Genomic DNA, 11,772 nt, shown 5'->3' on the forward strand with positions numbered 1-11,772 from the left:
CATGCTCAACCGGTTTCTTGCCGTAATGACCACCTTCATGCTTGGCATCGTGCTCTCGCTCAGTGTCGCCCACCTCGGCGCCGCGTGGCGCTGGTGGCCGGCCCGCGATGTCAACCGCGCTGCCGACGCCGTCAGCGAGGTGATGAAAACCGTCAACCGCTACTATGTTGACGAGAACGCCGTGAAACCGGAAGAACTGCGCGACGCCGCCATCGCCGCCATCGGTCGCAAGCTCGATCCGTATTCCGAATATATGCCGCCGTCCGATTATCAGGTGTTGCAGGAGGAGATCGACGGCGAGTTTGGCGGCATCGGCGTGCAGGTGGAGCGCAAGGACGACGCCGTCGTGGTGATCGCGCCCATGCCGGGTGGCCCCGGCGACCGCGCCGGCGTGCTGCGCGGCGATCGCATCGTGGCGATCGGGGACACACGTCTGGACAAGCCCCCGATGGAAAACGTCATCCGCCAGCTTCGCGGCAAACCGGGGACAGAAGTCGTGGTCACCTTTTTCCGTCCGTCCGACGAGAAAGAGCGCACGCTCAGGATCAAGCGCGAGCGCATCCATGTCGACAGTGTGCGTGACGTGCACCTGATCGACGACACGGGCATCGGCTACATCCAGATCACCCAGTTTGGCGAGCAGACGGCGAGGGAGTTTTCCGCCGGACTCGCCCGGTTGCGTGACGAAGGGGCGAAGTCGCTCATCCTCGATTTGCGTGACAATCCCGGCGGCCTGCTCGATGCGGCGGTGGCGGTGGTCGAGCCATTTTTCAAAAACGGCGAACTCATCGTCTATACCCAGGGCCGCACTCCGGGGGACCGGCAGGAGATCCATGCCCGCTCACGGAAGGAACCGCTCGGCCTGCCTGTCGCGGTGCTCATCAATGGCGGCAGCGCGAGCGCTGCGGAGATTGTCACCGGCGCGCTCAAGGATACGGATCGCGCCGTCGTCATCGGCGAAAAGTCTTTCGGCAAGGGGTCGGTGCAGACGATCTTCAACATGCGCGGTGGCGCCGGCATGCGGTTGACGACGGCCCGCTACTACACGCCGTCCGGCGTGACGATTCACGGCGTGGGCATCCAGCCCGACATCCCGGTCAAGATGACACCCGAGGAAGAAAACGCGGTGCGCCTGCAACGGCTCCGCCCCGATGTCACCGATCCGGTCGAGTTCAAAAAACGTTTCGATCTCGATTTCGCCGAAGACCGCCCCCTCGCCGCCGCGGTCGAGGAGCTGAAAAAGAAAATGCAGTCCTGAAAAACGCCCACGAAACACACGAAAAGACACGAAAAAATACGGGGAATCCGGATGGATTGATTTTCGTGTCTTTTCGTGTGTTTCGTGGGCCTTCTCCCTGAAATCTCCATGTTTCTCGCTCTCGAAACCTCCTGTGACGAAACCGCCGTCGCCCTGTTCGATCCCGCCGTCGGGCTGACCGGCGAATGGGTGCACAGCCAGATCGCGCTGCACGAAAAACATGGCGGCGTGGTGCCCGACCTCGCCACGCGCGAACACCTGCGCACCATTGCGCCCCTGCTCGAACGAGCCCGCGAGGCGGCAGCGGCGATGGCAGGAGAGGGCGGCACGCCGCCTGTCGCTGCGAACGTGAGTTCGCAGGTCGTTGGCCCGGAGTCCGGCATGCGTCCTGCCGACTCACGTCGGCAGCTACACGGCAGCCCGGTTGCGAACCGTCCATTCCCCGGCATCACCGGCGTGGTGGTGACGCACGGACCGGGCCTGGCGGGCTGTCTTGCGATCGGGGTGGCGGCGGCCAAGGCGCTGGCGCTCGCGCTGCGCGTGCCGCTGACCGGCGTCAATCACCTGCGTGGCCACGTGTTTTCGCCCTTCATCACGCTGCACGCGGAGGCGCCGGCGGAGTTTGACGCGCGGTTCGCCGCGCTGCTGCCTCACCTCGCGCTGGTCGTTTCCGGCGGCAACACGCTGCTGGCTGAAGTGGATGCGGAGCGCCGCATCCGCGTGCTTTCCTCCACGCGGGACGACGCCGCCGGCGAGGCGCTCGACAAGGGCGCGAAGCTGCTCGCGCTCGGTTATCCGGGCGGACCGCTGATCGAAAAACGCGCCGCCAGCGGCCGGGCCGATGCGTACGATTTTCCGCGCGGCATCGGCGCCCGCGCCGAACTCGATTTCAGTTTTTCGGGCCTGAAAACCAGCCTGCGCTACCAGCTCGAAAAAATGACGCCGGCCGAAATCGGAGAGCGGATGGACGATCTTTGCGCGAGTTACCAGCAGGCGGTGGTCGATGCGCTGGCGCGCAAGGCCACGCTTGCGCTGGCGCGTGGCGCGGGCGGTGGCGGCGCGTATCGCAGCGTGGGCCTTTCCGGCGGCGTGGCCAACAACCGGACGTTGCGCGAGACGCTCACCCGCGTGGCGGCGAAGCGGCGGGTGCCGTTGCTGGCGGCCTTGCCGGGGCACACCGGCGACAACGCCGGCATGATCGCCTTTGCCGCCTGGGCCGATCCGGCGGCGCGGCCGGCGGCGGATCTCGCCGACCTCGTCATCGCGCCGGGGCTGGAGCTGGCCTGAGCCGGAGCGGCGGCATTCCTGCCGCTGCATTTGCCGGACGGAGTACACGCTGCATCGGTGAGAGTGCGCATCGCGAGGAGACTTCGTGCTGCACACGAGGCGAGGCGCAAGGCGCCTCGTCGCAGCGGCAGGAATGCCGCCGCTCCGTTTGTCACACGAACGTAACCGTTTCGTCACAGTGCCGCCGCGGGGAGGTGCGATGCTCGGGGTGCAATCATGAGAATCGCCCTCGTAACCGAAACGTTCCCGCCCGAAATCAACGGCGTGGCGATGACATTCGGCGTGATCGCCCGCGAACTGGGACGGCGCGGGCATGCGGTGACGGTTTACCGTCCGGCGCGCGACGATCTGCCGCCCGCTTCGTCGCATCCGCAGTTTTCGGAGGTGGCGATGCCCGGCATGCCGCTGCCGGGTTATCCGATGATGCGGCTCGGTTTCCCGGCGGGCGCCACATTCCGGCGCTGGTGGCGGCAGGGCGGTGTGGATCTCGTGCACGTCGTCACCGAAGGGCCTCTCGGGGCCTCGGCGGTGAGCGCGGCGCGGCGTATCGGGATTCCGGTGACATCGAGTTTTCACACCAATTTTCACAGCTACACGCGGCATTACGGCCTGCGGTTTCTCGGGGGATTGCCCGGACGCGTGGCGCTGGCGTGGTTGCGGCGCGTGCACAACCGCACCGCGCGCACCTTTGCGCCGACGAAGGAACTGTGCACCGAACTCGCGACCTGCGGCTTTCGCAACCTCGCGCTGCTTTCCCGGGGCGTGGACACGCGCGAATTCGACCCGGCCTTGCGGTCGGAAGCCTTGCGGGCTTCGTGGGGAGCCGCTCGCGGCGACCCGGTGATCATCCATGCGGGGCGGATGGCGGCGGAGAAAAACTGGCCGCTGCTGATGCGTGCCTGCGATGCGATGCGGGCGGCCAATCCGCGCTGCCGCTTTGTCTTCGTGGGGGACGGGCCGCTTCGCGCCGGACTGGAGCGGGCGAACCCCGGCTGTATTTTCACCGGGTTTCTTCCGCGCGAGGAACTGGCGCGGCACTACGCGTCGGCGGACATCTACATCCACGCCAGCCTGACGGAGACCTTCGGCAACGTGCTCACCGAGGCGATGGCCAGCGGGCTGGCCGTGGCGGGCTTCGACTACGCGGCGGCCCGGCAATTCATCGTGAGCGGCAAGAACGGCCTTGTCGTCTCCTGCGACGCGGCGGATGCGCTGGTCGATGCGGCGGTCTGGCTTGCGCGGGAGGAGAGTTTGCGCAACCGGCTGCGCAGCGAGGCCCGGCGAGCGGTGGAGGCGCATTCGTGGGAGAGGGTTATCACCCGCTTCGAAGCCGATCTGCATGCGGTGGCGGGGCTGGCGATGCAGCCGGAAACGGCGGGGACAGCGACCGGTGCGGCCCCCCTCCGGTCCGCGACAACGGAGGCGCCATGAAGCGACGCGTACTCGTTCTCACGGCGGGTTTCGGCGAGGGGCACAATGCCGCCGCCCGTGCGCTGGCGGCAGCGTTCGACACGGCCGGCGGCGAAGGCACCGCGCGGGTGACCGACCTTTTTGCACTGGCCGCGCCGCGGAGCAACGCCTTCGCCCGGCGGGTGTATCTCGCGATCATTAACGGGTCGCCGCGTCTGTGGAGCGCGATCTACCGCTGGACGGACCGTTCGGAAAAACTGCCCGTTCTGCTGCGTCGCGGTTTGCGGCGCGAGACACGGTTGCTGGCGGAACTCGTCGCGCAGGAGCAGCCGGCGGCGATTTGCAGCACGTATCCTGTCTACGCCTACATGCTGGAGACGCTGGCGGCGAGCGGCCGCCTGCCACTGCCGCCGCATTTCAACATCGTCACCGATTCGATCAGCATCAACGCGCTCTGGTGGCGGGCGGGAGCGGCGTGTGCGGGCTGGTTTTTGCCCAACGAGGAATCCGCCGCCGTGATGCGCGCGGCGGGCGTGGAGGCCGCGCGTCTGCATGTGGCCGGGTTTCCGGTGGGGCCGTTTTTCGGCGAGCATGCAGGGCGGTTGTCGTTGCCCGATCCGGCCGGCGACGACTTGGCCGGGGGCTGCGCGCCGCGCGTGCTCTACATTATCAATTCCGGTTCGCGCGGGGCGGAAGAAACGGCGCGGCGGTTGCTGGCCGAGCGCGACTGGGACATCACGATCACGGTCGGCCGCAACCGGGCGCTTCACCGGAAACTCCTCCGGCTCGCGGCCGGACGGGAGCGTCCGGCGACGATCCTCGGCTGGACGAACGAAATGCCGCGTCTGCTGATGACGCATCACGTGGTGGTGACGAAGGCGGGCGGCGCCACCACCCAGGAGGCGCTGGCGGCGCGCTGTCCGATGATCGTCAACCAGATTGTTCCCGGACAGGAGGAAGGGAACTACGAATTGCTCCGCCGTCATGGTATTGGCGATCTGGCGGAGTCGCCCGGCGCAGTCGTGGATGGACTGCGCCGGGCCTTCGCAGAGCGCGCCCGCGTGTGGCGGGCGTGGCGGGAAGCCACCGGGCCATTATCCCGTCCCTCCGCGGCGCACGACATCGTGGCGGAGGTGATTGCGCGTACGTTTCCCGGAGGTCCCTCGCATGCGGAGCCCGCCCGGCTGCCGGTGCTTTCGGATTCCACTCTTTTGTCCTGAGCGGCAGATGTCCCGTAAGCCGGGTTCGTCATATAACTGATGTTACGCATGCCCGGGAAGTGGCGCGGGCGTCCCGCCCGCAGACGGCGCGGAGCGCCGCCCTGAAACAAGGGTGAGGGGGACCTCCCGCAGAAGCGGGAGATTGGCAGAAAAAGCCCGCGCCACGACCGGCCAATCAGTCTGCCGTTGCCTCACTCGGGCAAAAAGGTGAAGCACATGAGGAGCATGATCACGAGCGCGGTTCTGCGCGCGCCGCGCCGCGGGCTGCTGCACAGCAGCGCGACGATGAGCAGGCTGCCGGGAATCTGCACGGACGTATCCAGCCAGTGTCCGGGCGGGTTTGAAATGATGCGCCCGGTCAGGGCGGCGAGTGAGACGGTGGCAAAGGCGAGCAGACCGAGAATCAGTCCCGGAGCCTGCCGGACCCGCCACGCATGGACGAGGTAGTTGCCGATCAGCGGCGCGCAGGTAAAGGTGGCGACGGTGGCGAGCAGGGTGCCGGCGCTGGCGGTCCGCTCCTGGACGAGGAAAAGCGAGCCGGCCATCAGCGGTACGACGAGGCACCAGGCAAACCGGCTGGAGGATTCGTGCGGAAGCCTGAGGAGAGGCAAGGCCCGGAGGCGGCGCCAGAGGAGGAACAGGGCCTGCGGGAGAAAGACGATCCAGGGCGCGAGCAGCAGCCGGGGCGTCGGTTGCGAGATGATCCCGGGATAGCCGAAGGCAACCGGCGTGGAGGCGACAATGAGCGCCGCCCACCAGCCGGTGCGTTGTCCGTGGAGGGCACGGCCGAAGGCATAGGCGGCCAGGATGCCGGTGGCGAGTTGCAGGTGGTGTTCCCACGGCTGGCTGCCGTCGGGACGGGAGGCGAGGATCAGCGCGAGCGCCGTGAGCAATCCGAGATCGACGATCCAGGTGGCCAGAGGAAAGGGACAGGACCGGAGAGTGACCTCGGGCGTTTCGGAAACCCGGGTTTCCGGCGGAGAAGCAGGACGGATGACGGCGGCGGACATGGTGGCAGGAATCGGAACGATGACGGCAGTTCCCCGATTTCTGGCGCAAGCCGTCTTGCCGTGCAACCCTGCGGTTGATTCCTGTCCCGGAGCGGAGCCGGCAGGGTTGCCGCCGCGCTCGCTGGCGATGCGCTTTCCGGTTCCGGCTCGTTACTCCGCCTTTTTCTTCTTCCGTGCCAGGAAAAGCGCGCCGAGGCCGAAGAGGCCGAAGACCACTCCCCAGTGGAGGTTCACGTTGTCGCCGAGCGAGTGGCTTTTGTAGATGGAAGGATCGCTGAGCAGGCCGTACGTGACCAGAATCACGCCGAGGATCAGGAAGAGCCAGCCCATCGGGATGCGGACGTCGAGTTGCATGAGAAAATCCTTGGTTTTTGCGAAGAGGGTGAGCCGGATGACAGGAATTACCAGAAGATGATGTTGAGGGCGGCGGCGCCGGCGAGAACGGCCAGGCCGAGCGTGACCGGGTGCGAATACCAGCGGAGCGATGCGTGCTCGCTGGGCTTCGGCGTGAGCGACCAGACGAGGCCGACGAGATCCTGGTTTGTTTTCGTGCGGCGCGTGGCAAGCGACACGGCGAGTGTCACGATCACGCAGGTCGTGAAGGCGGCGATGGCCACCCAGAAACTCTGCGCCATCGAACTCGAAAACTCGTGGAGGTTGGCAATCCAGCCGCCCTTGAGGCCGGGGTTTTCGAGGATGTGGTTTTTGATATCACGTACGGGGATCGTGAGGCCGTGGGTGAGCATGGCGGCAAAGGTGCCGGAGATGAGCCCCCAGAACGCGCCGTGGCCGGTGGAGCGCCGCCAGAACATGCCGAGCAGGAACACGCCGAAGAGAGGCGCGTTGACAAAGCCGAAGACGAGCTGGAGCAGGTCCATGATGTTGTTGAACATGCTGGCGGCGTAGGCGCAGCCGGCGCTGATCGCCAGGCCGACGATCGTGGTCAGCCGGCCTACGCGCATCAGGTGGGCATCACTGGCGTCGGGCTTGATGTGCGTCTGGTAGATATCGTAAGTGAAGACCGTATTGAAGGCGGTGACGTTGCCCGCCATGCCCGACATGAACGAGGCCATGAGCGCCGTGAGGCCGATGCCGAGCAGGCCGTTGGGAAAATATTTCCCGAGCATGGCCGGGATGATCATGTTGTAATCGGTGTCGCCGCCCGGCGTGGTGGGAAGCTGGAGGGATGCGGCGCCGCCTTTCTGGATGAGGGCGATGGCGATCATCCCGGGCACGATGACCAGAAACGGGAAGAGCATCTTGGGAACGGCGGCGATGAGCGGAGTGCGCTGCGCGGCGTTCATGTCCTTGGCGGCCATAGCGCGCTGCACGACGAGGAAATCGGTGCACCAGTAGCCGAACGAGAGGACGAAGCCGAGTCCCATGGCGAGGCCGAACCATTCGACGCCCATCGGGTTGGCGCTGACGCTGTCCATGTGCGCCCACGAGTGCGTCCAGGCTCCGGGCATGCCCTGGGCGTCGCTGTAGAGGTTGAGGTTTTTCATCAGGCCGTCCCAGCCGCCGATGTCCTGCAAGCCGAGAATGACGAGCGGGAGAAAACCGAGAACGATGAGAAAAAACTGGAGCACCTCGTTGTAGATCGCCGAGGTGAGGCCGCCGGTGTAGATGTAGATCAGGACGATCAGGCCGGAGATGAGAATGCAGAGGTGGTAGTTCCAGCCCGCGATGGCGACGAGCAGCTTGGCGAGCATGTGCATGGAAATGCCCGACGACAAAACCGTCATGACCGCGAAGGTCAGCGCATTGAGCGTGCGGGTTTTCTCGTCGTAACGGAGTTTCAGATACTCGGGCACGGAGCGGGCCTTGGAGCCGTAGTAGAACGGCATCATGAAGACGCCCACGAAGACCATCGCGGGGATGGCGCCGACCCAGTAAAAATGGCTCGTCGAGATGCCGTATTTGGCGCCCGAGGCGGCCATGCCCATGACTTCCTGGGCTCCGAGATTGGCTCCGATGAAACCGAGAGCGCAGATCCAGGCGGGCAACGAACGGCCCGACTCGAAGAAGTCGGTGCTCGTCTTGAGATGTCTCCGGATGAGCCATCCGATGCCGATGACGAAGGCAAAGTAGGTGGCGAGGATCAGGTAATCGACCGGCTTGAGGTGGAGCTTGAGCGCGACTTCGGCGGCATGGCCGGCGAGCGAGGAGACGGCGGAGGCGGCCTCGGCCTGGGATGGAACATCGCCGGCAGCGGCCAGCAGGAGGGGGGACAGAAGGGGATTCACGATGGTAAGCGTGGTACGGGTGGAGGAAGAAGAACGGGATTTTGCGCCGTTGCAAGCGCGCGCATGACAATGGCTGCGGCAGGGGGGGGGCGACTCGGAGTGATGTCAGTGCCGCCTCTGCATTCCGTCTTTCTGCGGCGAAGCCGCCTTGGAGTGCGGCAGTCCTCTGCCGCTCTGGAGCGGAAAGCGGGGGAAAGCGGCAGAGGACTGCCGCACTCCAAGGCTGGCTTCGCCAGCAGTTGTGAGTTTTCAGATCCGTGCGCGTCGGAGGCGAAGGGCGTTGGCGACGACGCTGAATGAACTCAGGCTCATCGCCACGCCGGCCACCATCGGGTTGAGCAGCCAGCCGGTGAGCGGGAAAAACACGCCGGCGGCGAGCGGGATGCCGAGGCCGTTGTAGAAAAAGGCGAAAAACAGGTTTTGCCGGATGTTGCGCAGCGTGGCCCGGCTGAGGTGGACGGCGCGGACCAGCGCCTGCAGGTCGCCTTTGACGAGGACGAGTCCGGCGCTGTGCATGGCGACATCGGTGCCGGTGCCCATGGCGATGCCGACATCGGCGGCGGCGAGCGCGGGCGCGTCGTTGAGACCGTCGCCGGCGAAGACGACCCGCTCGCCGCGTGCCTGGTGTTCGCGGACGAGTTCCTGCTTGCGCGCCGGGGTGACGCCGGCGTGGAAACCGTCGAGTCCGAGCGTGTCAGCCACGGCGCGGGCGGCGGCTTCGCGGTCGCCGCTGACCATGATGACACGCAGGCCGAGGCGGCGGAGTTCGGCGATGGCGGCGGGCGTGGTATCCTTGATCGGGTCTTCGAACGCGATGAGGCCGGCGGGCCGGCCGTCGATTTCGACCGAGACGAGCGTGGCGGCCGGATGGGCGGCAAGGCGGACGGAAGCGTCGGCGCGGCCGATGCGGATGGAGCGGCCGTCGACGCGTGCGGTGACGCCGGCGCCGGGCTCCGCCTGGAAGTCCGAGGCGGCAGGCAACGCGAGATCGCGCTCGCGGGCGGCGGCGATGACGGCGCGGGCGAGCGGGTGTTCGCTGGCATGCTCGGCGGCGGCGGCGAGAGCGAGGAGGGCGTCGGCGGGCGGAAGGGGCGGGAGGCTGGCGGGATCTGCCGCGCCGGAACCGGAGCGCGAGGGCAACGGGGTGGCCGGTTCGACGGCCACGACGCGGGGGCGACCGGCGGTGAGCGTGCCGGTTTTGTCGATGAGGAGCGTATCGGCACCGTCGAGACGTTCGAGTGCGGCGGCGTCCTTGACCAGGACGCCGGCCTGGGCGCCGCGACCGATGCCGGTGACGAGCGACACCGGCGTGGCGAGCCCGAGGGCGCAGGGGCAGGCGATGATGAGAACGGCGACGGCATTGAGCAACCCGTGGAGGAAACCGGAAGCGGGCGCGAAGATCCACCAGGCCGCGAGTGTGAGCACGGCGATGCCGAGCACGGCCGGGACAAACCAGGCGGCCACGCGGTCGGCGAGGCGCTGGATGGGGGCCTCGCTTTCGGTGGCTTCCTCGACGAGGGCGACGATCCGGGCGAGAAGTGTGTCGCGTCCCACGCGTTCAGCGCGAAAGACGAGGGCGCGGGTCGTGTTGAGCGTGCCGGCGCTGAGAGGGTCGCCGGTGCGTTTGGTGACTGGCACCGGTTCTCCCGTGAGCATGGATTCGTCCACGTCGCCGTCGCCTTCGACGAGTTTGCCGTCAACGGGAATGTTTTCTCCGGGACGCACGCGGAGAAGATCGCCCGGGTGGACGGCATCGAGCGGCACGTCTTCCTCGCTGCCATCGGCGCGGAGGCGGTGGGCGGTGCGCGGCGTCAGGTCCATGAGCGCGCGGATGGCGGCGTCGGTGCGGGCGTGGGCGCGCTGTTCGAGAATCTGGCCGAACAGGACAATGGTGGTGATGACGGCGGTCGCTTCGAAATAGAGCGGCGGAAGCGCGGAAGCTGCCCCGGCAGAATGGATGTGGCTGCCACCGGCGGTCTGCAGCGTCGCGGGAAAGTGGTCGCCGAAGAGGACGGCGATGACGGAATAAAAATACGCCGCGCCGGTGCCGGTGACGGTGAGCGTGAACATGTTGGTATCCCGTTCACGGATGGATTTCCACCAGCGGCGGATGAAGAACGCGCCGCTCCAGAAAAACACCGGCGTGGTGAGCGCGAGTTGCAGCCAGGCGGAAAGGCGCGGGTCGATGTGGCGAAAGAGTCCCGGCGCGACCATTTCTCCCATGGCCAGGAAAAAAACCGGGATCGTCAGCGCGAGCGCAACGCGGAAGCGGGGGCGCAGCACCCGTTCATGCGGCAAGCCCATGTAAACCGGTTCGACAGACAGCGGTTCGTGGTCGCGGGGGTCGTCGGGCGGCCGGTGACCGGAGTCCGGTGAAGGAGCGTTGCGGTGGCCGGAGGCGGAGTGACAGGAGGCGTGGTCGGATTTCATCGACGGATGGAATTCAATAATACGCGCGGGCAAGGGTAAAGCCCTTGCGCGAAAGGGCGGAGATGCGAAAGCGGAGCGCGGCGGGGAGGAACCGGCAGGGTTCTCCTGTCAGTTGGCCTGAAAACGGAGTCGGCCGGGTTATTTTCGTGCGAGAAGGCCGTTGAGGACGAGATCGATGACCTGGGCGAGGCGCGTGGCGTGGCCCTTTTCGCTGTCGTCCTTCAGGCCGAGGCTGGCGGCGAGCGAATGGCGATTGGAATAATAGACAAAACTCAGGCCGACGAAATTGACGAGCAGGTGGCGCATGTCGTGCGGGCGTCGGAAAAGGCCGGAGGCGACGCCTTCCTCGACGACGACGCGGAAGCGATCCATGAACGGATTCTGGCTGAGGCGCTCGGGATGGGCGGCGAGGTGGCGTCCGTTGTCGAGATTTTCCCAGAGCAGGAGGCGGACGAACTCGGGATTTTTGTCGAGAAACTCGAAATTGGCGGCGAGGAGCTGGCGGAGTTTTTCATCGGGCCGGGCGCCGGCGGGAAGCGTGTCGAGTTCGGTGCGGGCGAAGCGTCCGAACACTTCCTCGAGGGCGGCGAGGTAGAGGTCTTCCTTGCTGCCATAGTAGTGGTAGACCATCCGCTTGTTCACCCTGGCGGCGGCGACGACTTCATCGACGGAGACGCCATGGTAGCCTTTGGCGGAGAACAGCCGGATGGCGGCCCTGAGCAACCGCCCGCGCGTGCGGTCGGGATCGCGGCGGCGGGGGAGATCTTTTTCACGGGAAGCGGACAGGTTGGCGGAAGCCGGCATGGCGCCGAGACAAGCGGATGTGGCGGCGGCGCTCAAGCGCGGGGATGGCGGGGCAGTCTGAAAGTAACCTGAGTCAGCTTCGCAGGGGTTGTTGGTCATCCCTCCTG

At 66.5% G+C, this 11,772-nt stretch carries 9 protein-coding genes; 4 read left to right on the top strand and 5 right to left on the bottom strand.

Features of this window, described 5'->3' with window-relative positions; all coding sequences use genetic code 11:
- Window position 1 precedes the first annotated feature (1 nt).
- The 4 genes from OPIT5_24425 (at window position 2) to OPIT5_24440 (ending at window position 5,175) form a co-directional block, all read left to right on the top strand.
- The gene (locus OPIT5_24425) at window positions 2-1,258 is read left to right on the top strand and encodes a peptidase S41 (protein ID AHF92865.1); all 1,257 of its coding nucleotides are present in this window, start codon (window positions 2-4) and stop codon (window positions 1,256-1,258) included.
- Between the two features lie 108 nt (window positions 1,259-1,366).
- Window positions 1,367-2,545 (top strand): protein kinase, encoded by a 1,179-nt coding sequence (locus tag OPIT5_24430; protein ID AHF92866.1) that lies wholly within the window; start codon window positions 1,367-1,369, stop codon window positions 2,543-2,545.
- A 216-nt stretch (window positions 2,546-2,761) separates the two neighbouring features.
- Window positions 2,762-3,976: a glycosyl transferase gene (locus OPIT5_24435; GenBank protein AHF92867.1), complete on the top strand. Its 1,215-nt coding sequence runs from the start codon at window positions 2,762-2,764 to the stop codon at window positions 3,974-3,976.
- On the top strand, window positions 3,973-5,175 hold the full coding sequence (locus tag OPIT5_24440; GenBank protein ID AHF92868.1) for a monogalactosyldiacylglycerol synthase: 1,203 nt from the start codon (window positions 3,973-3,975) through the stop codon (window positions 5,173-5,175). Before OPIT5_24435 ends, OPIT5_24440 begins: the two co-directional genes overlap by 4 nt.
- 191 nt (window positions 5,176-5,366) lie before the next feature.
- On the opposite strand, the gene OPIT5_24445 is transcribed toward OPIT5_24440, so the two are convergent.
- The 5 genes from OPIT5_24445 to OPIT5_24465 all read right to left on the bottom strand — a co-directional run bounded on the left by OPIT5_24445 (window position 5,367) and on the right by OPIT5_24465 (window position 11,665).
- The gene (locus OPIT5_24445) at window positions 5,367-6,185 is read right to left on the bottom strand and encodes a hypothetical protein (GenBank protein AHF92869.1); all 819 of its coding nucleotides are present in this window, start codon (window positions 6,183-6,185) and stop codon (window positions 5,367-5,369) included.
- Window positions 6,186-6,335: 150 nt separating this feature from the next.
- Entirely contained in the window at window positions 6,336-6,539 is a 204-nt protein-coding gene (locus OPIT5_24450) for a hypothetical protein (protein AHF92870.1), read from the bottom strand.
- Between the two features lie 47 nt (window positions 6,540-6,586).
- Entirely contained in the window at window positions 6,587-8,431 is a 1,845-nt protein-coding gene (locus OPIT5_24455) for a sodium transporter (protein ID AHF92871.1), read from the bottom strand.
- A gap of 249 nt (window positions 8,432-8,680) precedes the next feature.
- Window positions 8,681-10,861 carry a Copper-transporting P-type ATPase gene (locus tag OPIT5_24460; protein AHF92872.1) on the bottom strand — a complete coding sequence of 727 codons (2,181 nt, stop codon included), beginning with the start codon at window positions 10,859-10,861 and terminating at the stop codon, window positions 8,681-8,683.
- 138 nt (window positions 10,862-10,999) lie between these two features.
- Entirely contained in the window at window positions 11,000-11,665 is a 666-nt protein-coding gene (locus tag OPIT5_24465; protein AHF92873.1) for a TetR family transcriptional regulator, read from the bottom strand.
- Between the last annotated feature and the right edge of the window lie 107 nt (window positions 11,666-11,772).

The sequence above is a fragment of the Opitutaceae bacterium TAV5 genome (assembly GCA_000242935.3).
Classification (GTDB): Bacteria; Verrucomicrobiota; Verrucomicrobiia; order Opitutales; family Opitutaceae; genus Geminisphaera.